A 22,153-nucleotide genomic window follows, 5' to 3' on the forward strand; every position below is an offset into this window, starting at 1 on the left:
GCCGGGGTCACGTCCTTGCTGCTAGGGGAGCGACGTGAACCCTCCCCAGCCCCACCCGACCTGGCTCCGGGAGAGCCATCCTGATGTTCCGTTGCCGGGGTACAGGAAGAGGTTGCCACCGGAGTCGCGGGCAAGGACATCGTTCTTGCCGTCTCCGTTGAAGTCGCCGGGGCCCAGGATTGCAGTCATCCCGCTCCAGCCGCTTCCAACTTGGACCCTGCTCAGCCAACCGCCGGTACCGTTGCCTGGATAGAGCCATAGGATCCCCGACGTGTCCCTGGCCAGGACATCGGTCTTGCCGTCGCCGTTGAAATCGCCGGTACTCAGGATGGCCGTCATGGAGTTCCACCCAGTGCCAGCCTGGGCGCTTGATACAAAGCCCCCAGTACCGTTTCCGCGGTACAGCCACAGGACACCAGCCGAATCCCGCGCCAACACATCGGCCTTGCCATCGCCGCTGAAGTCCCCTGGCGCGAGGATGAGCGTCATGCCCGACCAAGCCGTGCCGGCCTGCACCCTGGGCTGGAGCCCGCCGGCCCCGTTTCCGGGATAGAGCCAGAGGACGCCATTGGTATCACGCGCCAGGACGTCGCTTCGTCCGTCACCATTGAAGTCCTTGGTGGGAACGATCGCGTTCAGCAAGTTCCAACCAGTTCCCAGCGAACGTTGCGTCAACCAACCACCGCTGCCGTTACCCGGGTAAAGCCATAGCGTGCCGCCATTGTCGCGTGCCACGACGTCGTTCTTTGCGTCACCGGTGTAGTCCTTCCATGTGTTGGCCGGTGGCGCCGTCACGGTGTAGGCCTGGCTGATGATCGCCGAACTGTTGTTGGACGGATCCACCGCGAAGTACTTCAAGGTCATCGCGGCCGTCAGCGTGATTGCTGTGGAGTACTTGTTGGCGGCTGTGGCAGTCGGAGTGGTCCCGTTGGTTGTGAAGTAGATGCTCGAACCCGCTTCATTCACCGTGAGGGTGATCTGCTGGTTCACCGGGTAACTGCCCGCAGGTGGAGTTGCGGTTACCACCGGTGGGGTGGTGTCCAAGACCGTGTAAACGCTGGTAGTGACTGCAGAAGCATTTCCATACGCGTCCACAGCAAGGGCCTTTACGGTGGTGTTAGCCGTGAGTGCGAATGGACTCGAGTATGCTTTCGTGCTTCCCGCCACTGCAGTAGCGGGCGTGGTGCCATCCGTTGTGTAGAAGATGCTTCCAGGTTCGCTGGAAGTCATGGTGACAAGCTGCCCTGATGCGTAGGCTCCGGCAACGGGTGCAACCGTCAGAACCGGGGCAGTGTTGTCAATGACGTACGTCTGGGTCGCTACCGTTGAAGAGTTGCCCGCGGTGTCGCGTGCAAAGTACTTCAACGTCATCGACGACGTCAACGCGATCGGTCCCGAGTAGACAGGACTGGACGTTGTCGGCGTCGTGCCATCGGTGGTCACGTAGATGGTAGCTGCTTCGTTCACCGCGAGGCTGATGGTTTTGTTTGCCCCGTACGTTCCTCCGGCCGGATCGACAGAGACCACAGGTGGGGTGGTGTCGGCAGCGAAGACAGTGACATTCCTGGTTGCGGTGGAGGTGTTCCCTGCGTTGTCCATGGCTTCCACCGTGAACGCGACAGGACCATTGGGTACGTTGGCATAGGATTTTGGCGATGTGCACGCTGTGAAGGCGTTGGCGCCCAGCTTGCACCTGAAACCGGCAACGTCAGTGGACGTTGAGGCAAAGACGAACGACGGCGAGATGCCCACTGTTGCGCCTTCTGCAGGAGAACTGATGGACACCTGCGGTGCGGTCAGGTCGGTGGTAACAGTCACCGAAGCCACGGTGCTGATATTGCCTGCCATGTCTGTCGCCCGGACCCGTAGGACGTGCTGTCCTGCGGTTGTGAGGTTGAAGACATAGCCGTTACTGCAGGCCGTGAAAATGGTGGTGGAATCGACCGAGCAGGACAGGACGGAGTCCGCCTCCGAGGTCACGCCCAGGACAGGCGAACCGTTGACTGTAGCTCCAGCAGCGGGTGAGGTGATCACCGGGGCGGCCGGGGCAGCCAGATCAACCGTGAATGCCCGGGATACGGGCAGCCCTGTTGGTGCCGCACGAACGGAGAATGTGTAGGCGCCGTTGGTCAAGGCGGTTGCAGGCGTAAACGTTCCACTCGTGCACACTTGCCAGACAGGTGTTGCGGTACTCAATTGGAGACTGCATTCAAGGGCACCGCCCGGAGGCGTTGAGGCCACAGTGAAAGTAGGAGTGGAATCGTTGGTGAACGCCGGGTTTGCTGCCTGGGTTCCGTTAGCCGCCGTCGGACCGCTCACGATCGAAGGTACGACGCCACCGAGGCTGAGCAACCTGCCCTGCTGGGTTGGCTTGGCAGGATCCAGCTGACCTGGGTCTTCCATGAGCAGGAGCTTGCCGTCGCGCATGTTCAGTCCACCGATCTTGCTGAAACCGAGCGCCCATTGGTTGGTTACGGTGTCGGTGCTTAGGTCGATACGCGAGACGGTGTCCTTGCCGGCGTCGGCCGTGGTGGTTCCGCCACCGGTTCCCGTGTACAGCACCAAGGGCGACTGCCAGTCGTAGTAGATGGCCGTCGGCTTGCCGACGTTATAGAGCGGTGCTGGTACGAAGTTGGTCAGCACTCCGTCCTCGGGTGCGGTGAACACAGTCAGTCCTGAGGTTTCAGCGACATAAACCACTACGTTGCCGGCACTGTTGCGGTGCGTGGCGGCAAGGCTCAAGGAGCTTGAGTTAACCGAAGCGATTGATTCGATGCTCGGATGGAGGGCCGTCGGATCCACGATCTTCACAATCGACCGGGCATTTGCGAACGACAAATAGATGTTGCCATCGGGGCCGTCACTGACCGCGTTCGGACGGAGGTCGCCGTCGAAGATGGTCAACGCACCGTCGTAGTCGAACACTCCGGCGTTCGGGTTCCAGACTGCGCGTACTACGTCGGAGCTTCCGACGGCGGCATCCGGAATGAACGCGATTTCGTCGCCCGAGCCGTGATTGGCAGGCGACGGATCAATCATGGCAGGAGTTCCGGCTAATGCAGGGCCCTTTTTATGGCCAGTCAGGCTGCCCCCGAGGCAGGTGGTTGATTCGAGGCCGCCCGGTGTAGCGCCCGCAGCTTCGGTCACTCGGCAGAATCCGGCACGCGCGTCTGAGACCCAGATCCTTCCGGCCGGATCCACCACCGAACCGGCGGCCTTCGTGAGACCCACGGCGACGGTTTGGCGGGCCTGGTCGGCGTTGGCAGCCCCCGCTGTGAATACACCTGTGAGCGCTGCTGTTGCCAGGCTCGCGGAGGCGATCAGTGCGGTGAGTTTATGGCGATGCCGTACCATCCCGCTGAGGGAGGAGGGATGGGAGTTTCCATGAGATGTTCTTGAGCGACCGGCGAAGGCAAGACACGCCAAACCAAGCTGAAGAACACTGCGATTGCGCGTGTCCACCGAGGGATCCCCACTTCATTCGGATGCTCCCCAGCTCCGCATGCATTGGTTATTCGCCCCACGCCGTTTCCGGCTGCGTCTACGTACATCTTCCCCCAATTTTCACATTTGTCACTAGGTACTTTTCGATGCGGGACATTTTTTTGGTCCACTTTCGCCCTTCCCGATGTCTTGACCGGGCAATCGCAGCCCCGCACGATTGAGGTGGAGGTCACAATGCGCAGACTGTTTCCGATGGTGGTGCCGCTGGTGATGCTGTTGGTCGCCTGTACTCCATCGCCTCAACCACCCCCGGGAACGAGTACCTCCTCGACAACAACCGGCACCGCAACCACCAGCGCCACAGCGGAGCCCAGCCCCTCGCCGTCGACGGTTCCCAGTAGTGGCACCACGGGTGACGGCGAGCCCTTGGGCGACGGTGATGAACCTGGCCGCTACGCCTATCGATGCACAAGCCTTGACGCCTCGCCGGAAGTCCAGTTGTCGAGTCTCGCCGAGGTCTGGGCTGCCACTAACTACACGCGGATGGGCTCCTGCGAAGTCACTTACACCGGAACGGATCCGTTCGAGCCAACGCCGCGGGAAGCAGAAGCAATTTCGACTGCGGCGCCACAAGGACCGGGCGACGATGGTGGCCTGGCAGTGTTGTTGGACGTCCTCCGCCTCTGCACGCGGGTCAGTGATGAAAGCGGTCCGGGAGGATTTGAGGAAGCCGGACACGGGACGTTGCTTGCTGCGGCCTCACTCTGCGCGGATGCTCCGCAGGGCAAAATCATCGCAGCCTGGGCCGAGGGCTCAAGGATGGCTGATGGCAGCCATTTGGTGGGCGATTCGGTGCAACCTGGCAAATATCAAGTCGTCAAGCAAGGCCCGTCTGCAGCGGATTGCAGGTGGTCCATCGCCGGCGCAGGGGGTGCCATTGCCGCGGAGGGAGGACTTCCAGCGGCGGGCGAAGGCGTCGATCTTGCTGCGGGCCAAAACTTTACTAGTGACAAATGCGGAATTTGGGGGAAGATGTACTAAGACGCAGCCGGAAACGGCTTGGGGCGAATAACCAATGCATGCGGAGCTGGGGAGCATCCGAATGAAGTGGGGATCCCTCGGTGGACATGCGCAGGCGCAGTGTTCTTCAGCTCGGCGTGGCAGCTATTGCCTTGGCCGGTTGCTCAGGAACCAATGTAGATACTTCCCAACCAGCCGCACTTGCTATGGCGCCTGTGGTCGCGAACGACGACAAAATCCCCCGGGAACGTCCGGAACCCCTGACCCGTTATCAATTCACGTGTACGGCGGCCGATGGCAGCCTCATAGGCAAGTTCTCGAGCCTTGAAGAGGTCTGGGCATCTACGCGGTACATGCACGTCACCGACTGCCAAGTTGACTATGTCGGAAAAGGACCACATATCCTGACTCCGGAGGAGACGGCCGCCGTCAATGCCGCCCTTGCAGCGGGTGCCGTTCCCGGCGACGCCTCCGCTCTGTGCTTGCGCATCATTAAGGCATGCACCCGGACGGACTCCAGGACGCTCGCAGCCTCGCTCGCCGCTTATGGGGTTCCTGTTGTGAAAGGCGCCCTGACACTTGCTCCGCTGGCGCCGCAGGCGGCTGTGCTCACCAAGTGGCTTAAGACGGCAGTGTCCGGATAGGTAGGCGGCTCCCAGGAGGGCAGACACGGAAAGGCGCGGACCCTCTTGGGTCCGCGCCTTTCACGCAGTCCATCGGGTCAGGCAAGCAAAGTATTCATCGCATTGATAAGTGTGGTTTCCACGCCATTCGTACCCGCCTTGAAATGGGCCAGATGTCCGTAGACGGTCATTGAGCCACCAGCAATTCCTGGGAAATCCGGCTCCCAGCCGCCCTCATAGCTGCCAAGTGGCATATTCGGCGCAAAAAATTCATTGCTCGGAATGTAGCAGCAGGACTCATTGGCATATCCGCCGACGATAATGCCGTTGGTCCCGCCGTTGCGACTCCTGAAATACGCCCCATATCCACTGACGAGCTCGCCGCCGATCATGGCGATCTTCAGCTGGGGGCTTCCGTTGAACTTCCACACTTGGAACGGGGATGGCACCGCGGTCTTGTAGCTATTGCTGTCGATGCGTCCGATCATGACCTGGGCGTGACGTTGGTACCACTGCGGCTGGCCGTTGGGGTTTGCCAAGCGGGCAACGTAGGCGGCACGTACAGAGGCGAGGTTGCCCGCGGTGGGGGTGATGTCCAAGGGAAGCTGGACCTCCTGGTAGCGCGTCACCATGGGGCCGCTGAGCGCTCTGCCGGCAGACTGCATGTTTGAATTGACGGTTGCCCCAAGGGCGTCCCCGTGCTGGTCCCTGAGTTCCCAGCTGCGTACCCCTCCAGGGTCCTGGTCCCCGGCGGGTCCCTGGACAAACATAGCGAAACAATTCGGGTTACGGTTCTCGATGTAATTGCAGGCGCCTGCAGCGAAATCTCCGTCAAACAGCGTGCGCAAACCCGCGCTGATGGGGTGGCAGCCGTAGCTGAAAATCACAGCCGCCGGTGTGCCGTTGCCCCGCCTGGCCACCAGAATGGGGACGGCCGTTTCTGTGTAGGGAAGTCCCACTCTGTTCGCGGAAAAATTCTGTGTTGAGACTTTGTAGTCGAAAGTCACCGCAATTTCATCGGCATTCAGGGCTTCCTGGGCAAGGTCAACGATCGTGTCTTCCAGGTCGTCACTGTACGAGCGGACCAACCCAAGATCTGCCAACCCGTACGCCATGAAGGGATGCAACGTGTCGATCAGTGCTGGACCATTGTGCGTATGTGTCGCCTGGATCAGGATGTCGCTGCTGGACCAATCGGCGAGTTGAATGATCCTGTCGCGTATCCGTTGATGCATGGCCCGAGGCAGTGCCAGAACATCCAACGAGATGATGATGTGGGGATGTGCGTCTTCCCAGATGAGGATTGCCCGAGCATAGAGGGGCTCGAACGGCGAACTGCTGGTGGCCTCGCGTCCGCCATCGGTGGTGCCATATCCGGCCATATACGGATTGGTGCTCAGCGACGGCGTAATGTCAGCGCTTGCAGTTCCAACTCTAAACGCCATAAAAGATCACTCCTTGATTGTGCGCAACGGGTGATCTTCGCTTGCCCCCAAACAAAGTCCGTATCCCAAAATGCGCTGAACAGCCAATACGTGAGACCACCTTCATTAGACCATGTGATCCCCGAATTTTGGCCGCTCCCGGGCGATATTTATCGCCCGCCCGGACATGGCACTGTGCCGGAATCAAGGGAGGGCCCTTTCATGGAAGATTTCCACGGAAGGGCCCTCGAAAGTGGACTGTGTGGGTACTATTTTGCCGCTGGTGCCAGAATCGTCAGGGAATTCCAGCCCGTGCCGATCCGTGTTGGTGTTCCCCACGAGCTGTTCGAACCCACCGGATAGTACCGCAGCTCACCCAGGGTGGTCCGGGCTATGACACCGCTGGAGCCTGCTCCGGCAAATCCACGGACTGCACCGAAACTAGTGATGACGTTCCAACCTGTTCCGACCACGCCCGCTGCTTCCTGCATGAAGTTGCCGGTGCCGTTGGAACGGTACAGTTTCAGATCGCCCGCTGCGTTTTTTGCCAGGAGATCGGCATTGAAGTCTTTGTCAAAGTCCATTTGAACTATGTCCAGGCCAGTCCAACCGACTCCGATGGAGATACCGGTGGACACCGTCTTTCCAGTGGGGTTGCTGAAGTAGTACAGGCGACCAGTGGAGTCGTATCCTACGATTCCGGGATGTGCATCGGCCTTCTTCCACGTCCCAACACTTAGCGTCCAGTCCTTCCAATTGCTGCCGAGGGCGATGGGGGCCCCAAAGCCGCTGCCGGTCCTGCCCGGGTACACGTTTAGCCGGCCGTCGGACCACTGCGCCACAATGTCCAGGGCGCCGTCTCCGTTCCAATCCGTGACGAACCCGGCTTTCAGGCCGGCCCACCCTGTTCCGATGAGATCCTCGGGCAGTAGCGCAGTGGTACCCGTACCGGGATAGCGGTAGAGGTTGGCATCGGCGCGGACCGCGACCACATCTTCCTGGTCGATGCCGAGTGTTGTCTCAACATCCAGGGGAGCGTCGCTGATCCGGATCGCGTCATCCCAGCCCAGTCCGATGAGGCTGCGGTCACCCCACGAACCCGAGACGGCTGGGTAATAGTAAAGGTCACCGTTGGCGGTGCGGGCATGGAGTCCCTGGGACCCGGCACCGCTGAAGCCGATTGCTGAACTTACCGACGTCATGCCATTCCATCCGGAACCGATCACTTGGGCGGCTTCGTTGAGGAAGCTACCCAAGCCATTCGAACGATACAGGCGAAGGGTGCCGTCAGAGGTGCGCGTGACAATGTCCTGGCTACCGTCGCCGTCGAAGTCGATCTGGTTCAACTGGTGGCCGTTGAAGCCGGTCCCGATCAGGACCCCGGCCCCCAGCGCTCCACCTCCTGTGTTGGGGTACCGGTACAGATTGCCCAGATAGTCCTGTCCTATTACGCCCGGATAGCCGTCTTTGGAGTTCCACCACCCGACGGTCAGGGACATTTCCTGCCAGCCGGAACCGACTTGGATGGGAGCATAGAAGCTGCCGCCAGGAGCACCGCGGAAGACCTTCAGCGTCCCGTCGGACCACTGCGAAAGAATGTCCTGGACGCCGTCCTGGTTCCAATCGACGACGTACAGCGATTTTGCACCGGTCCACCCCGAACCGATGGCCACGGGACCAGTGATCCGGCCACTTCCGTCGGCCGGAAATGCATCGAGCCTGCCGGTTGAACTTGTAGCCAGGAGGTCGGCACCGGACTTGATGGATGGGTTGGAAGGGGCTGAGGCACCACGGGCGAAGGTCCGCAGCTGATCGTAGCTGCCGTTGAAGATGTTGGAATCACCTTCGAACGGCCCGGTGCTGCTGTACTGCCACATGGAGTAGTCGCCCCAGCTGGCGGGCAAAGATCCAGGAGAATTCGTGGGGTTGTTCCAGTACGACGCGATCCACAACGGGTAACTCCCGAACGTGGAGTTTCCCACGCACGTATTCCACCAATCCGTGGTGCTGTAAATGACCGGAAAGCGCCCCGTCAGGGCTTTGACCGTGTTGCCGAAATCGGCAGCCCACTGTCCAAGTTGTGCCTTGGACATGTTGTAGCAGGTGTTGCCGAAGTAGAAGCCGTTGATGGTACGTCCGGCGTAGGGGTTGTATTCGATGTCCAGGACAGGAGGAAGCGTGTAACCGTCCGCTGTCCATCCACCGCCATTTGCCACGAAGTATCTCGCTTGGTCCGCACCCGAAGACCAGTTGGGGATGGCGAAGTGATAGGCGCCTCGAACCATGCCGACGTTGCGGGAGCCGTTATATTGCTGTGCATAGTTTTCGTTCAGGTAATAGTTGCCCTCGGAGGCCTTTACGTAAGCCCAGCGGGATCCTTCGTTCCATTGGCTCTGCCAGTCGACGTTGCCCTGGTGCGCGCTGACGTCCTGTCCATGGATACCGATGGTTGGCCTCCAGTGACCTGGATCGGCGTCCATCGGCACCACCTGTCCCACTGTGCGTGCGCCAGCAGGCCCTGAATTTCCGCTGCCTTGCTTTGCCGCTATGACCCTGGGTGAGCGCTGACCCATTTCTGCCCCGCCCGCAGGAATCGCCGCGCGCATTGCTGCCTTCATGGTCTCGGCATCCGGAGCATTGCCAGGCATCACCTTGGTGTTTGGCAGCGCAGCTGGATCGTCCACAGCGGGGCCGACGGCGGGCTGCGGAGCGACAGCAGGTGAAGGCTCGACGGCGGTGGGCACCTGCGACTGGTTGGTCACCGGCGGGGCGCTGTCCTCGGGGACGGCCCCGGAGTCCGTCGATGGTAGAAGTGGACTCGGCGCTGGCGACGTCTGTTCGGCGATGGGGGCTGGCGCTGGCCGGGGGCCGGAATCCTCCGCCCATGCAGGACCGCCGGGAAAAGTCCCTGCAAGGAGGACCAGGCAAAGGGCGATTCCAGTCCTTGCAAGCGGCATGCGACGGACCGTCTCTATGGGGGTTCTTGTCATATCCAATTCCGGCCCTGTGCCGCGGTTCAGCGGCGCATGGTGTGGCTTGCTGACAAGCTCCGGGGCGGGCGCCTGCGCATGGGACCAAAGGCCAGCTCCTAACGGGCTTTACCCTAACATTCGGAAACTGGAGTGACTAGTGGTACAGGCGATGCTGAAGGGACTCTTGTTCCAATAGTTATCCACAACCCCCCAAGCAGGACTTGGCCCTCGATAACGGCTCCCTTAGCGTAGGTCACTCGAGATACGCCTCTCGGATATGGACACGAAGGTTTTTGGGGGAAATATGGAGGCCGTTGGGATTGTGGAGGGTGAGGTCCGCGAACTTATCAGACGCCGCGGCTTGGACCCCTTCGAACAGACCGCAGAAGTCCGACGCTTGGTTGAGGACGCGGTCAACGACTATGACGAAAGGGCTCTCCTTGGACCTCTTCCGCCATTGGGACATCTGGAAACCGCCCGCAGGCACGTCTTTGATGCCGTAGCGGGATTCGGTCCGCTGCAGCCGTTCCTGGATGATCCTGGAATTGAGGAAATTTGGATCAACGCGCCCCACGAAATTTATGTCGCGCGTAATGGGGAGTCCGAGCTGACGGGAATCACCCTGAGCGAGCAGCAAATCCGGGACCTCGTCGAACGGATGCTCAAGAGCTCGGGGCGGCGGCTGGACTTGTCGTCACCGTTCGTGGATGCGGCCCTGCCGGACGGGTCACGGTTGCATGTTGCTATTCCGGACGTGACCAGGAAGCACTGGGCTGTCAACATCAGAAAGTTCATCGCCAGGGCGAACCGGCTTGAGCATCTCGTCGAGTTGGGAAGCCTCACACCCCAATCTGCCAGGTTCCTTGGTGCAGCCGTTGCAAGCGGACTCAACATCCTCGTTTCCGGTGCCACCCAGGCAGGGAAGACCACTATGTTGAACTGCCTTGCAGCAAGCATTGGCTCACGTGAGCGCGTAGTAACCGTTGAAGAGATCTTTGAATTGCAACTCCCTCTGCGTGACGTCGTGGGTCTCCAATGCAGGCAACCGAACCTGGAAGGTCATGGAGAAATTCCGTTGCGAAGGCTCGTTAAGGAAGCCCTTCGCATGAGACCTGACCGCTTGGTGGTTGGCGAAGTCCGCGAAGCCGAAAGCCTGGACATGCTGATTGCGTTGAATTCCGGGCTGCCTGGCATGTGCACAGTCCATGCAAATTCGGCCCATGACGCCGTCACCAAGATTTGCACCCTGCCTTTGCTGGCCGGGGCGAACATTTCCAGTGCATTCGTCCTTCCCACAGTTGCCTCGTGCATTGACTTGGTGGTGCATTGTGCCCGGCAGGCCAATGGGCGCAGGCAGGTAACGGAAATCCTGTCGTTGGGGCGCCGCGTGGAAAACGGGGTCATCGAATCCTCGGTGGTGTTCCGCATGCTTGAAGGGCAGCTGCAGCCCAAAGCCAACTCCATGCCGGCGGTCGAAAAGTTTGCCGTGGCTGGGTTTGATGTGGCCGCGCTGCTGGAGCTGAACTGATGGCCCCGTTATTGGGGATCCTTTGCGGCGGTGGAGCATTACTTATCTGGTGGTCCACCTGGGAGCATCCGCCAGACGTCCGGGCCAGGGAACCCCGGCCACGACGGCTGGAACTTCTCTTGCTCTCGGCGGGCATAGAAAAGGTCACTGGTGCGGGCCTCCTTCTCAGTTGCACTGGATGCGGAGTCATTGCGATGCTCCTGTTCTTCGTTGTGACCGCGTCATTGCCCGTCTGCCTTTGTTTCGGACTCTTTGGCGCTTGGATTCCTTTTGGCCTCGTGCGTCGACGGGCGCGGAAACGCCGTGCCACCCTCCGCCAACTGTGGCCCGATGTTGTTGACCACCTCAGATCCGCCATTCGCGCAGGCCTGGCTTTGCCAGAGGCCTTGATCCAACTTGGGCACAACGGGCCGGACGAACTGCGGGGCCTGTTCCTGGATTTTGGTGCCGACTATAGGTCGGGCGGTCAGTTCGATGCGGCTGTAAACAAACTCAAGGACCGCCTGGCAGATCCGGTGGCTGACCGGATCATCGAGGCACTACGCATGACGCGGGAAGTGGGTGGCTCCGACCTTGGGCGCATGTTGGGTACGTTGGCCGGGTTTCTTCGGGAAAGCGCCCGGACGCGCAGCGAACTCGAGGCCAGGCAGTCCTGGACCGTAAACGGTGCCCGGCTTGCTGTCGCAGCACCCTGGATAGTCTTGGTGGTCATGGCCGGTAGACCTGAAGCCATGCTTGCCTACAACTCCGGAATCGGGGCCGTGGTGCTGCTCGGCGGACTTCTTGTCTCGGTTTTGTGTTACGCAGTCATGCTGCGCATTGGTGCATTACCCGAGGATGAACGGGTCCTGCGATGAGCACTTCGACCGCCACCGCAGCACTCCTCGGATTACTCCTGGGCGGAGGGACATGGTTGATCCTGGTGCGGCTTCCATTCATGCGTGGCCGGACCTTCGCGGAGCGCATTGACCCTCAGCTTAAGTCGCAGAATCTCGAGTCGCGCCTCCTCCGGGCGCCTACGCATAATCTGACACCCTTTGGACCATTGGAACGCATCCTCCGCCCCGTTATCCAGGACGGAATTGGCTACTTGTCCCGCTTTAACAGTGGCGGCCCAGCCTTGCGAAAGAGACTCGCTCGAGCCGGCTCCGCGAAAAGCGTGGTGGATTTCAGGGCGGAGCAACTGGTGTGGGCCGCAGGCGGCTTCCTGCTTGCCGTGATCGGCGTAGGGCTGGGTGCTGCCTCCGGACGATTCAGCCCGCTTCCATCACTGGTGTCGGTCATCGGGGCTGCCTTTTGTGGATACGTGCTCCGCGATTTCGTGCTTGGCCAAAAGATTAAACGCCGCGAATCGGTGATTCTCGCGGAGTTTCCCAGCCTTGCCGAACTCATGGCCCTGGCCGTCGCCGCCGGAGAGAGCGCAGTGGGTGCGATGGACAGGATCTCCCGTACCTCCACCGGCGAGCTCGCCAAAGAATTCGCCGCGGTTCTGGCCGATACGAGATCAGGAAAGTCACTGGTCCAAGCACTTCAGGCGTTCTCTGCCCGAACACAACTGCCGCCCCTCGTCCGATTCGTCGACGGATTAGTGGTGGCCGTGGAGCGCGTGCAATGGTCACCTCGACTGGCTGCGCCAAACGTTTGGATGTAAGACGAACAGATATCGCGCTGGGTATACTCATCTGACAGCTACTTGAGAAGGAATGCCCGCAATGACAGATCCGGCGACAACGATTACGGTGGCCGTTCTTCCCTTCGTGGTGCTCGGGTTCGCTTCCCTGTCAAAATCCTTCCGTTACGTATTGAAGTCCATATTCACGTCCGGAGACTCGGTCTCGGTCACATCCAAAACCGTAGACAGGGCTCCAGCGAAGTGGGGGAAGACTACTGCTGTGTTCAGGGAGTACGCGAAAACGTCAGAAGAAATGGCGAAGATAACATTTGAGGGCAATACGGTGGTCATAACGATGTTGGGTGATGCTGCAAAGGCGGCTATGGGTCCACAGGAAGCCACCCACGCCGGAAAACATGCTCAGCGAGCTGCTATGACGGAGAGCGCTGAGTGAGTGCGGAAGGCGAGTCCGAAATCACGTCGCATTTTAAGTTCATTGCCAAGATCGTCCTCGGCCTGACAGCAACTTCGGGCGTCACATACCTTGGCTTAGTTCTCTTCGTTCAAGATCCATCAGCCGACGTGAGAACGCTCATGACCATAGCTTCGGCGGGGTGGACTTCCGGCACAGGTGCCTTTTTCGGATTGCTGGGCGGAAAAGCGATTCAGTAGCTCTGCTCGTGAGACGCCGGTCAGCCGAGCTGGCCAGGCGGACAGGTTTGGCCATGTCTATAGGACAGGCGCCACGTTCTTCTGTTCTTGATCGGCATCGGATTGAGCCTTGGCCTCTAGCGCATCTAGCAATCGCACCATCGACAGGAAGTTCCAGAACATCCATTCGAGGTACTCCGCCCGCTCCTCGTAGAACTGTTTACCTATGCTATGACGAATGTGATACCTGTTAGCGATGTTGAAGATGTCCTCGACGTCCCCCTTAGTCGTCTTGGTCTCTAGATACCTCCTCTTCGGCTCCAACCGCTTGTAGAGGAGAGCCAAAGCGGCTCGTTTGTCGATGTTGTTAGCGTTGCGCGCGCGGAACATACGGATGGCGTGTGCGACCTCATCAGTAGGTTTTTCGATTCGGTTCTCAACTTCTTGCGTTAAGAGCGCGTCTTGCTCTCGGCTGAAGGAGTGAACGAGCCTGCCTCGCTCCTGGCCCACGGAGCCCAACATCAGCGGCGCCTTGTGCTGACTAAGAAGAGTATTAACGCGCCAGCGGTAGACGGCGCCTCCTGACTCCCGGTTGAAGTCTAGGTAGTCAAAGCCGCAATTGTTCCAGTTGTGCCACTCAGCCTTCCTCGGGCGCTGGGCCTGATCGTTGAAGTACTCGACAAGGGAATAGACAGTCACTTCCGGCAGGAACTTTGCATCAGTCGCCGAAATAGGCCACTCGACGACTTGCTTCGTTGCTCGACGGATTGCCCGTGCGACGTCGATCGGTTCCGTCCAGTTGTCCTCGCATACCTTCGGCAGGATTTTTGGAAAGTAGCCCTCCGAAGACATCGTGTTCAGGAGCTCAACGAATTCCTCTGCGAAGGTGTAGCGGCTGTCCGGTTCTAGGTCGATGTGTCCACCGGAGTGGCGCTCGGCGAAATAGACCGGTGGCTGGTAGGGCGCCATTCTGGCTTCATCGCTGATAAGGGCCTGCAGCCACGGCCGCACGGGATGGACCGATGGGGCGGGTACGCTCCATGTTGCAGCGGCCTCCTGGGCGGATATTGTGGCAACAAACGCTTCTGCCACTCCTTCATCTTCGAAGGCTTCCCTGAGGAGATGCTCAGTCCAGGAGCGGAGTTCGGATTCCGAAGCGGTTTGAAGTATGCGGTGCGCTTCCCAGACGAACAGGGCGCGCGGCCATGACAGGCTATAAACAGGATCACTCACGAATGTAAGCGTAGTCGTTGGCCCTGACACATTTCTGGAGAGAGCACCCGCGACCGAGAGTGCTGACCCGCTGCTACTCTTCCCTCATGGGGATCATGAAGAAGGTGACGGGCTGGCTGAAGGGTACGGATCAGGAAGCCGAGACGCCGAAAGAACGGGCCGACGATTATGCGGTCATGGTGCATGAGCCGGTGCAGGAGACAGTAGGCGACTCAATGCTCGATCCCTCGACGGCGTTGACACCGCTGGAAGACAGTCCACCGGAGGTGAAGGAGCCCGTTCATGAGCCCAAACGGCCTGGCGTAAAGAAGGTCATGCTCGACGAGGAGGGGCTCTCGGTATTTGATATCCGCGAGCTACCGTCTAGCCGGTACCGCATTGTCGGCTCGGCGTACTGGGTAACCGACTCTGGTCGCTACAGGCACGGGGGGAGTGATTACTTGCTTGTCCGGGAACCGAAGAACAAGTGGGATGCCAACGCCGTCGCTGTATACGGCAAGGGACGAAAGGTGGGCCACCTGACAGAGGCGAAGGCCGCCGTCCTGGCCCCGATCTTCGACGAACTCGGCTTTGACGCGTACCGGGTGGGAGGCGCAGCGCCAGCGCCGAAATCGATAAGTATGTGGGTATACCTACCTGCCCTTCCGAAGCTCAAAGCATTCGCTAAAACGTTAGGTAGGGCGGCGGTTAGCGATCAGTGAGCATGACGTAGCGGTTGCATGTCAGACTCCGCGGAGGTTCGGCGGGAGGGGTTTAGCCGCTCGCAGTGGCCTCCGCGCACAGAGGTCGGGGCGTCTGCATTCCCTTCTCGACAAATGTGATGGGCTGCCTCTGCAGTCAATAGGGAAGAGTCCGGATATCCTCGAAAAGTGGATATTCCAGCCTTTGTGGCATTACAGGACTGGGGCTCGGTTCCTGACTGGCTCGCTGCTGTCGGAACCATTGGGGCCGTGACAATTGCACTGCGGTTTGGCCTTAGAGACGGCGTGCGACTGGCGGAGGAGCGCAGGGAGTCAAAGGCAGACCGCGAGCTTTTCCGGCAACAGCAGTCGGAGGAGGCCGAGGCACGGAAGCGGCGTCTCGCGGCGAAGGTTACCGTAATTGCTGACAGGTCCCCCTCCGGTTTTCATCCCGAGATGGGCGAGGCGCGCCAGTACGTCGCCTGGACAGTCCACAACGGCGGAGACGAGCCTATTTCCATGGTTTCTGTGGTCCAAAGGCTGCGAACAGGGGCGCCAGGGGCGGACACGGCACCTACTGAGATCAGTCACACTTGGTCCATGATTGAACCTGGCGCCTCGCGTTCAATAACCACCCCCATTTACGACGATCCCCGGAACTTCGAGCGCGAACGGGAAGTGCAATTCACGGATGGGGCGGGCCAAAGGTGGCAAAGAAAGGAGTTCGGCGCTTTGCGATCGATTGCTCCGAACGACCCTGAAGCAATTGGAATGGTGGTTCTGCCTGGGTGAGCAGGCACGAAAGTGGCAGCAGGCCCGCTCGCCGTCTAGGAATGGATTCCAAGGGGTGGAAGAGAGACCTTCTGCAGTTCAGCTTTTAGCCGTCTGTTGGCTGAGTTCCCATCGTGCCCGGCGAGTTCGAGAGCTTGAAGCAACCGGCTGGTCATTTGTGGGGCCATGACAAAGCCTGAATGATTTGTCGAGACCCAGCGGGCGGTTAATTTCTTCCCGGCCGGGGTGATTTTTCAAAACCCCCAGACCCGCGCGCAGAGGGAGAAGCTATGCCTCTTCGGGAGAGGGGTAGGGGCGGGGAGGGGGGAACCTCCCACGCCGGGTGCGCTGATAGAGTCGGCGGTGTACAGGCGGATCAGCGGGTGATCGCGTGCTTAGATTTATTTGGGGGAGCTATGCAGGTTGTGGTTATTGCTGTGTCGCGAGAGGCGCAGACTAACCTGGCAGTAGGGCTGGAAGAGAACGTCTGGGGTTTTACGCGAAGTGGGCCTGCCGCAGTTGCAATTCAGGCGGGCATTCCTGTGCTGCTCGGTACGAACTTTACGCACCCTAACGGGCGTGGAAACCCGCGAATCAGTTACGAGGAGTACAAGACCGGACGATTGGGTGTGCTCATACTTGCCCGAGCGACTGGGCGCGTCCGCACGGTGCCGGACGTTGAACTGTTCCCAGACGAAATAGCGGCCAACAATGTTCTTTATCGTGAGCGTTTCCCGCTAAGTCCTCTTGCAACCGCCTCCAACGTCGAGTTCGCTGACTACCCGGCCGTGCTGTCGGAGGCTTTCCACCGGTCTATCAATAGTGTGGGATCGCCCGTAGCAATCGATCTTCCCGAGTCCGTCCTCGATCAAATGGCAAAGGGGGCCGGGCTGGACCAGTGGCCTCTGCTGGAATCCCAATTCGGTGAGAGCACTTTCGAGCTAGACGCAGACGACCTTCTGCCTGCGACGACTCGCCGGCGGGGAGCCGGAAGAGAATCCGACCCAATTGTCCGCATGGCGATAGAAAAGCACGCGGTATCAGTGGCCATGCAGCACTACCGAACTGCGGGATGGTCGGTGGAAGAGCGTGGAAAGCCTTTCGATATTCTCTGTACAAGGGACCACCATGAGCTGCGGGTTGAGGTGAAGGGCACGCGGAGTCTTGCTGCCACCGTAGAACTTACAATCAACGAAGTACGAAGCGCCCACGAACATCCCAGTGAACTCTTCATTGTTAGAAACATTCAAGTCGAGTGGAATGCTGCTCAAGAGCCGGTAGCGAGCGGTGGAGACGCCCGCATCTTCGACGCATGGCAGCCAAGCAAGGAAGCGCTTCGTCCAATCCGGTTCACGTATGAGGTTCCCTGGGAGTAGGTCTGACGATGGTGCATTCCGCTGAAGGACTTTGTACGCTACCTGGTTAAACGGATCCAGAGGAGGCCCTGTTGGCCCCCTCTGGCGAGTTTTAGGCGGTTGTGAGTACGCGCACGGCGCCGCCGTTCTCCACTAGGGATATAGTGCCGTTTTCGTTGTCCACGGCGAGCGGCATGGATTGAACGCCGACGAAGGCGGAGACTAGGGATCGGTCAGCTGCAACGGTTCCGTCGAAGGATCGAATATAGCGGAGGCTGAAGCCTTTTTCCGTGACGCTTGCGCCGAACGGAGCGCCATCCGGTACTCGCGGGGCGCGGACGACAAGTGCGAAGGCTTCCCTGACGAAACCGATAATTTCGTCGGGTGCGAGGCGAGTAGATTCGATGATCTCGAATCCGCGTACTTTGCTGCTGTCGTCCCATGTTCCCATTGGGCCGTCCAAGAGATCGGCATATACGGCGCTTCCAACGGCGGCCATGAGCGGGGCCTCGGTGGGTACGCCGTTGTCGCGGAGTGCCTTGCGGATCTGTGTGAAGGTCTTGGCTGGTGTGGCGGCGGTGTAAGTGATTGCCGTGGTTTCCGGTGTAGCCCTCATTGCAGCAGCAACGGCCCGTTCCACGTGCTTGACGATCGCAATTGACTGGGGGCGGAGTACCTGTGCGGCAAAGCTTGCGATCTCCAAGTCAAGATCGCCTTCAGAAAGAACAACGTTGTCGTAGACGTGGTCTGTCAATTCGACGTCGATGCTTTGCTCGGCGATCTCGTCTGATACGAGCGGGGTAGAGGTGTCGTAAATGCTTCGCGTCTGGGCAGCAACGGCGCCGGGAACGCGGACTTTGACGATGTTGCCCTTACCGGTAGCAAAATCCGCTTCCAAGTCGCGGTGGACTTTTCCGGCGAGGTTGAGATCTTGGCCGACGAGGTTGGCGGCAACGCGGGCAACGTTTTCAGCGGTGACGAATGAGTTGGTCATGGTGCTCCTTTGAGTGGGTAGTTGGTGAGGAGAGGAACCGCTTATCGCGGATTCGGCCAACCGTGGCGGTCACGGCAGGTCGAAACTTAGGGCAGCGCTCTGGATGTGCTGGGGATGGTGTAGCTCATTGCTGAACCGTTGGCTCCTCGGCGTCGTGGGCCGAGAAGTTGGTCGGCGACTGCGTAGAAAACTCGCTGGGTGGGGCGCCGGAAGGGAGTGCCGTCTTCGAGGACTTCTTCGGATTCAATAAAGTCCTCAATAGCGCCGATGGCTGCTTCGTGGAGCGCAGCGGCAAGGATCCGTTCACCGGGGACCGGTTTTTCTTCATCGATGTCCCATCCAGTCAGGAATCCGATGAGCCATGACCGGGCACTGGCTTCCTCCTGTTCGCGGATGCGTGCACGGCTGGAAGCTTTGCGCTCTGCGTCAGTCCTTGGTGCGCCGTTCCGGCTTTGATGCAGGATTGCCTGCTCCTTCCACGTCGGGAGCAAGGTCCGAAGTTGTTCGACGACGTTGCGGAGGTACTGTTCCCGGAAGTGGCTTGACGCCTCGTTGAGGAAGATCTGCAAGTCCCGATATGGCCGCCCGGCTTGGGATGGACCGAGTGATGGGAGTTGCAGGAGCGCCGCTTGAAGGTTTTCCGCGAGTACGCCCAAGTGGAGCGGGGCGGGAATGTCATAGCTGCCCTGGGACCGGGTTAGTATCGCGGCGCCGGAGCGGTAAGCGTCGGCGGTGGAGGTGATCCAGGGCAGAGCGAACACTTCCGCGAGAAGCCTGGGGCCCGGAATCTCCAGCGAGACACCGGACTCGATTTTTAGCGTGACTGGTTTATGTGCGCGGCGTGCGTGGTAGCGCCCGTCGCGGAGGGCGGCGAGATTAGTTTCATAGGGCAGCACAGAGACAGGGCTCCTTTGCGATGAGTCGGACGCCGGTGAGGGCACGGCGGGAATTTTCAAACGGTGGCGCGAAGTAGTCACGATGACGTTTACTCGTCATTCCGTATTTGTGCTTAAGAGAGAGATCTCTTAATCGGGTAATAGGAAAGACCGTAGTTTCGTCATCGTGACGGGTTTGGACCACTTTGCGGCGTGCGCTCGGTGATCGACCGGAAGCTGACGTGCCGCGCTGGCGTAGCCGCCTCCGTTCTCTCCGCGCTGAGTGCTCAACGCAGTGTCACGGTTGTTGCTCTGAAAATGCTGCTGGAAAGCGGCGAGGGCGCTAGAGCGGGCGGAGCTGCTTGCTTTTTCGGAGCTCGACGCCCGTCACTAGCGCCCTGGCTTCCCCTCGTGACCGCTCTGGCGGCCGGAACGCCCTCTACCTATAGAGAGAGCCAGGAAGGGCAGTTCTGCTCAGCCGTGGGGCACTTTTCGAAAACCTTGATCCAACCAATGAAGCTTCCAAAGTAGTAGAGGGCCAGGAACGTCTCACTGCTCACGGCCATCCAGAGGAAGCGCAAATCGAGAAGGCCCCGCCGATTACGGCAGGGCCCTCTAGGTGTTACACATCGTCGACTTTGGACGCGAGACGTTGTTCTTCGGCGCGGACCGTCCTTTCGGCGTCTGAAAGAAGCCATCGCCGGAAGTCTGCCGCGTCTGGCTTGTATGAAATTTCGAAGGGCTGCCAGCCCCCGCGTAGTCGTTCACGCGCCGGATTGACGTGTTCGTCCTGTGGTGCGGTCATCTGGCGCCTCCTGCCCAAACGAGTCGGAGTCGGTCAACGCCATTGAAAGAACCGCGCCCGGTTCCCCTTCCGTTCTTGGCGGGTATCACTTCGACGCGGTCGAGGGCTAACTTCAGGAACTCTCGACGTTCAGCCACGCTCCAACCGCTCCAAGGCGAGTCCTCGCCAAGCGGGCCGTCGTCGCTGTAGGAGAGGGAGTCTAGCCAAGGAATTAGGCTGTCGGTTGACGCCGGAAGCGCAGCCAGTGACTTCTGCGCCGTTTCAAGCATCTGGTTGAGCCTTCTGACCTGACGTTTGTATCGTTCGGACCCGGTGGGACCATCGAAGAGCCCAGCGGTTCGATCGTCGTCCAGCCTTTCCAAGGAGGTCTGAGCTGTGTCAATAGTGTTCCGAAGTGCACTCCGTTCGACGGCGATCTCGCCGTCTTCGGTCTTGGCAGCGAAGCGTTCAGTAGCAGTGAGAAGAAGATCCAGATCATCGGGATCCTCTGGATCCAGTGAGGCCAAACGGGAAAACACCGCACGTGAAACGTGTTCCTCTGCGTGAATGAGGCTAACTGAGGTCCCCTCACAAGTGCCGCTTCTCCGATGCTTCATACAGCGATAGTTGCCACCAGTGGTTCCGGAGCGGCGGTCGGCAGCCATCCCTCCGCCGCAACGACCGCATACGAGAATTGAAGTGCCACCGAGAAGTGATGATTCCTTAGTCACTCCGCGAGGGGCCGCGCGTGACTCCAGAGCGTCTTGAAGACGGTGCCACACTACGGGGTCAATGATGGGTGTCCAGGGCTGAAGCGGAACGCCTTCATTGTTGTAGTGGAGCATAATCCGCCCCCGAGAATCGAGAGGCGGCAGAGCGTTACGCCCGTCGCGCTTGGCTGGCATGTACCCGGCAAGTTGCGGAGCGCGAAGGACTCTTGTCACTGTTGTCGTCGACCAGTCAGCGCCGGAGCGTGGTCGAAGATTGCGGGCGTTTAAGTCTCTTGCGAGGGCAACCAAAGCCGTGCCGCCGAGATATCGTTCCACCATTTCTTGAACGATGGCAGCCTCTTTTGGGTCAGGAACCAGAGACCGGACTGTGAATTTTCCGCGTACTTCACGGATAGCGGTGAAGCCGAAGGGTGGGCGGCCTCCGGCATGAGAGCCTACGTCACGTAAGGCTGCCTTAGCTCCTCGACTACGGCTGGAGATATTCTCGGATTCCTGCTCTGCCATAGCAGCAAAAAGCCCGAAAATTCCGGTTCCCATAGCCGTTGAAGTGTCTAGGAATGGCTCAGAGGCTGAGACGAGCGAGCCGCCATTAGCTTTCAGGGTGTCAACTATTCGGAGGGCTTCGCTGACGCCGCGACGGGTGAGCCGATCGAGTCGGTAAACAACCATCACATCTGCTCGTCCTGCCTCCACGGCGGCGAGTGCGGCTGCTAGGCCGGGGCGAGGAGCTTTGGGATCGTAGCCGCTGGCACCTATATCTTCGAAGTGTTCGACGAACTTCCACCCTCTGGAATCAATTAGGGCTCGGGTCTGTCTGCGTTGGGCTTCCGGTGAGCCTTGGGATTCGTCCTCACGTTGCTTAGATTGCCGGGCATATGTGACTGCTTTCATGGTGACTAAATTACACGTTCAGTGGAGCGGGGGACTCCGCTGGCCGATGTACTTCGGGCACAAGCTGCCGATGTCCGCGACGCTGCGAAGCGGGAACTGATGGAATCAGCCGGACGAAAAGAAATCGGCATGATGGTGCCCCTGGTATTCGGGGTCCTTCCACTAACGGTCATTTTTGCGGCGTTTCCTGCACTCGCCGCTTTGCAGTTGAGCCTTTGACGGGCCCAAGCCGGGTTCATTAGCCCATTACCTTTATCCGCCCGTCGCACATTGCCAGCAATACAAACACACATTGGGGAAAATAATGAAGAAGTATGGACGATCGATTTCTGCCGCAAACACGATGACTTGGCCCTTTTTCTCCTGGGCCTTCGCCGTGCACGCGCGAAATGCGGCATCACAGCTGGAACACCGTGAGCGCGGTGACGTTCCCGGCTGGGTGATGATCACCTTGATGTCCGCAATATTGGTCGCGGGGCTCCTCGCAATTGCATCGCCGGCATTGGCGGACCTCTTCACGCAGGCCATGGCCAAGGTGGGCAGCTAGGAGATGGGGCGGGCGTGG

18 protein-coding genes and 2 pseudogenes are annotated in these 22,153 nt (G+C 59.7%); 11 read left to right on the forward strand and 9 right to left on the reverse strand.

All coding sequences use genetic code 11. The annotated features are described in order from the left end of the window. Positions 1-21 precede the first annotated feature (21 nt). The gene (locus tag ABIE18_RS09215; RefSeq protein WP_499722410.1) at positions 22-3,354 is read right to left on the reverse strand and encodes a chitobiase/beta-hexosaminidase C-terminal domain-containing protein; all 3,333 of its coding nucleotides are present in this window, start codon (positions 3,352-3,354) and stop codon (positions 22-24) included. A gap of 324 nt (positions 3,355-3,678) precedes the next feature. Between ABIE18_RS09215 and ABIE18_RS09220 the strand changes: the two genes are divergently transcribed. After that, complete coding sequence (locus ABIE18_RS09220) at positions 3,679-4,485, forward strand: Rv1352/Rv1906c domain-containing protein (RefSeq protein WP_499722411.1); 807 nt, start codon at positions 3,679-3,681, stop codon at positions 4,483-4,485. A gap of 86 nt (positions 4,486-4,571) precedes the next feature. Beyond that, a complete protein-coding gene (locus ABIE18_RS09225; protein ID WP_499722412.1) occupies positions 4,572-5,108 on the forward strand; it encodes a hypothetical protein in 537 nt (178 codons plus the stop codon). 77 nt (positions 5,109-5,185) lie between these two features. Here ABIE18_RS09225 and ABIE18_RS09230 read toward each other — a convergent pair whose 3' ends face one another. Next, a complete protein-coding gene (locus ABIE18_RS09230; protein WP_499722413.1) occupies positions 5,186-6,532 on the reverse strand; it encodes a hypothetical protein in 1,347 nt (448 codons plus the stop codon). Between the two features lie 248 nt (positions 6,533-6,780). Next, on the reverse strand, positions 6,781-8,991 hold the full coding sequence (locus ABIE18_RS09235) for a GH25 family lysozyme (RefSeq protein ID WP_499722644.1): 2,211 nt from the start codon (positions 8,989-8,991) through the stop codon (positions 6,781-6,783). Between the two features lie 796 nt (positions 8,992-9,787). Here ABIE18_RS09235 and ABIE18_RS09240 point away from each other — a divergent pair. The 4 genes from ABIE18_RS09240 (at position 9,788) to ABIE18_RS09255 (ending at position 13,077) form a co-directional block, all read left to right on the forward strand. After that, complete coding sequence (locus ABIE18_RS09240) at positions 9,788-11,011, forward strand: ATPase, T2SS/T4P/T4SS family (RefSeq protein WP_431115691.1); 1,224 nt, start codon at positions 9,788-9,790, stop codon at positions 11,009-11,011. Then, on the forward strand, positions 11,011-11,868 hold the full coding sequence (locus ABIE18_RS09245; protein ID WP_499722415.1) for a type II secretion system F family protein: 858 nt from the start codon (positions 11,011-11,013) through the stop codon (positions 11,866-11,868). The genes ABIE18_RS09240 and ABIE18_RS09245 overlap by 1 nt, the downstream gene beginning before the upstream one ends. After that, on the forward strand, positions 11,865-12,662 hold the full coding sequence (locus tag ABIE18_RS09250; protein ID WP_499722417.1) for a type II secretion system F family protein: 798 nt from the start codon (positions 11,865-11,867) through the stop codon (positions 12,660-12,662). Before ABIE18_RS09245 ends, ABIE18_RS09250 begins: the two co-directional genes overlap by 4 nt. Positions 12,663-12,723: 61 nt before the next feature. Then, complete coding sequence (locus tag ABIE18_RS09255) at positions 12,724-13,077, forward strand: hypothetical protein (protein ID WP_499722418.1); 354 nt, start codon at positions 12,724-12,726, stop codon at positions 13,075-13,077. A 275-nt stretch (positions 13,078-13,352) separates the two neighbouring features. Here the strand turns inward: ABIE18_RS09255 and ABIE18_RS09260 are convergent, their stop codons facing one another. Continuing rightward, positions 13,353-14,507, reverse strand: a complete 1,155-nt coding sequence (locus ABIE18_RS09260; RefSeq protein ID WP_499722420.1) for a hypothetical protein — start codon at positions 14,505-14,507, stop codon at positions 13,353-13,355. An 86-nt stretch (positions 14,508-14,593) separates the two neighbouring features. On the opposite strand from ABIE18_RS09260, the gene ABIE18_RS09265 reads away from it, so the two are divergent. The 3 genes from ABIE18_RS09265 (at position 14,594) to ABIE18_RS09275 (ending at position 17,334) form a co-directional block, all read left to right on the forward strand. Beyond that, positions 14,594-15,208, forward strand: coding sequence for an HIRAN domain-containing protein (locus ABIE18_RS09265; protein ID WP_499722421.1), 615 nt, complete (start codon positions 14,594-14,596; stop codon positions 15,206-15,208). 168 nt (positions 15,209-15,376) lie between these two features. Continuing rightward, positions 15,377-15,979 (forward strand): hypothetical protein, encoded by a 603-nt coding sequence (locus tag ABIE18_RS09270; protein ID WP_499722422.1) that lies wholly within the window; start codon positions 15,377-15,379, stop codon positions 15,977-15,979. A gap of 395 nt (positions 15,980-16,374) precedes the next feature. Then, the gene (locus ABIE18_RS09275; RefSeq protein ID WP_499722424.1) at positions 16,375-17,334 is read left to right on the forward strand and encodes a protein NO VEIN domain-containing protein; all 960 of its coding nucleotides are present in this window, start codon (positions 16,375-16,377) and stop codon (positions 17,332-17,334) included. Between the two features lie 91 nt (positions 17,335-17,425). On the opposite strand, the gene ABIE18_RS09280 is transcribed toward ABIE18_RS09275, so the two are convergent. The 5 genes and pseudogenes from ABIE18_RS09280 to ABIE18_RS09300 form a co-directional block, all read right to left on the reverse strand. Further along, complete coding sequence (locus ABIE18_RS09280; protein ID WP_499722425.1) at positions 17,426-18,307, reverse strand: major capsid protein; 882 nt, start codon at positions 18,305-18,307, stop codon at positions 17,426-17,428. An 86-nt stretch (positions 18,308-18,393) separates the two neighbouring features. Further along, a complete protein-coding gene (locus ABIE18_RS09285) occupies positions 18,394-19,203 on the reverse strand; it encodes a hypothetical protein (protein ID WP_499722426.1) in 810 nt (269 codons plus the stop codon). A 601-nt stretch (positions 19,204-19,804) separates the two neighbouring features. Then, positions 19,805-19,987 carry a hypothetical protein gene (locus tag ABIE18_RS09290; RefSeq protein ID WP_499722427.1) on the reverse strand — a complete coding sequence of 61 codons (183 nt, stop codon included), beginning with the start codon at positions 19,985-19,987 and terminating at the stop codon, positions 19,805-19,807. Beyond that, entirely contained in the window at positions 19,984-20,697 is a 714-nt protein-coding gene (locus ABIE18_RS09295) for a recombinase zinc ribbon domain-containing protein (protein WP_499722645.1), read from the reverse strand. Before ABIE18_RS09295 ends, ABIE18_RS09290 begins: the two co-directional genes overlap by 4 nt. Before the next feature lie 27 nt (positions 20,698-20,724). Beyond that, positions 20,725-21,588 (reverse strand): annotated as a pseudogene (locus ABIE18_RS09300) (recombinase family protein); the annotation flags it as partial. Between the two features lie 18 nt (positions 21,589-21,606). On the opposite strand from ABIE18_RS09300, the pseudogene ABIE18_RS09305 reads away from it, so the two are divergent. Together ABIE18_RS09305 and ABIE18_RS09310 are read left to right on the forward strand one after the other, a co-directional pair. Then, positions 21,607-21,807, forward strand: a pseudogene (locus ABIE18_RS09305) (type II secretion system F family protein); the annotation flags it as partial. Positions 21,808-21,931: 124 nt separating this feature from the next. Then, positions 21,932-22,135: a hypothetical protein gene (locus ABIE18_RS09310; RefSeq protein ID WP_499722428.1), complete on the forward strand. Its 204-nt coding sequence runs from the start codon at positions 21,932-21,934 to the stop codon at positions 22,133-22,135. Positions 22,136-22,153 lie beyond the last annotated feature (18 nt).

This window comes from Arthrobacter sp. 2762, assembly GCF_040548745.1.
In the GTDB taxonomy this organism is placed as follows: Bacteria; Actinomycetota; Actinomycetes; order Actinomycetales; family Micrococcaceae; genus Arthrobacter.

Excerpts from the sequence above, each read along its gene's own strand:
- ABIE18_RS09275 (WP_499722424.1), top strand. The coding sequence starts at position 16,375 with ATGCAGGTTGTGGTTATTGCTGTGTCGCGAGAGGCGCAGACTAACCTG.
- ABIE18_RS09250 (WP_499722417.1), top strand. The coding sequence starts at position 11,865 with ATGAGCACTTCGACCGCCACCGCAGCACTCCTCGGATTACTCCTGGGC.
- ABIE18_RS09310 (WP_499722428.1), top strand. The coding sequence starts at position 21,932 with ATGACTTGGCCCTTTTTCTCCTGGGCCTTCGCCGTGCACGCGCGAAAT.
- ABIE18_RS09255 (WP_499722418.1), top strand. The coding sequence starts at position 12,724 with ATGACAGATCCGGCGACAACGATTACGGTGGCCGTTCTTCCCTTCGTG.
- ABIE18_RS09235 (WP_499722644.1), bottom strand. The coding sequence starts at position 8,991 with ATGGACGCCGATCCAGGTCACTGGAGGCCAACCATCGGTATCCATGGA.
- ABIE18_RS09220 (WP_499722411.1), top strand. The coding sequence starts at position 3,679 with ATGCGCAGACTGTTTCCGATGGTGGTGCCGCTGGTGATGCTGTTGGTC.
- ABIE18_RS09215 (WP_499722410.1), bottom strand. The coding sequence starts at position 3,354 with ATGGTACGGCATCGCCATAAACTCACCGCACTGATCGCCTCCGCGAGC.
- ABIE18_RS09240 (WP_431115691.1), top strand. The coding sequence starts at position 9,788 with ATGGAGGCCGTTGGGATTGTGGAGGGTGAGGTCCGCGAACTTATCAGA.
- ABIE18_RS09230 (WP_499722413.1), bottom strand. The coding sequence starts at position 6,532 with ATGGCGTTTAGAGTTGGAACTGCAAGCGCTGACATTACGCCGTCGCTG.
- ABIE18_RS09290 (WP_499722427.1), bottom strand. The coding sequence starts at position 19,987 with ATGACCGCACCACAGGACGAACACGTCAATCCGGCGCGTGAACGACTA.
- ABIE18_RS09245 (WP_499722415.1), top strand. The coding sequence starts at position 11,011 with ATGGCCCCGTTATTGGGGATCCTTTGCGGCGGTGGAGCATTACTTATC.
- ABIE18_RS09225 (WP_499722412.1), top strand. The coding sequence starts at position 4,572 with ATGCGCAGGCGCAGTGTTCTTCAGCTCGGCGTGGCAGCTATTGCCTTG.
- ABIE18_RS09265 (WP_499722421.1), top strand. The coding sequence starts at position 14,594 with ATGGGGATCATGAAGAAGGTGACGGGCTGGCTGAAGGGTACGGATCAG.
- ABIE18_RS09280 (WP_499722425.1), bottom strand. The coding sequence starts at position 18,307 with ATGACCAACTCATTCGTCACCGCTGAAAACGTTGCCCGCGTTGCCGCC.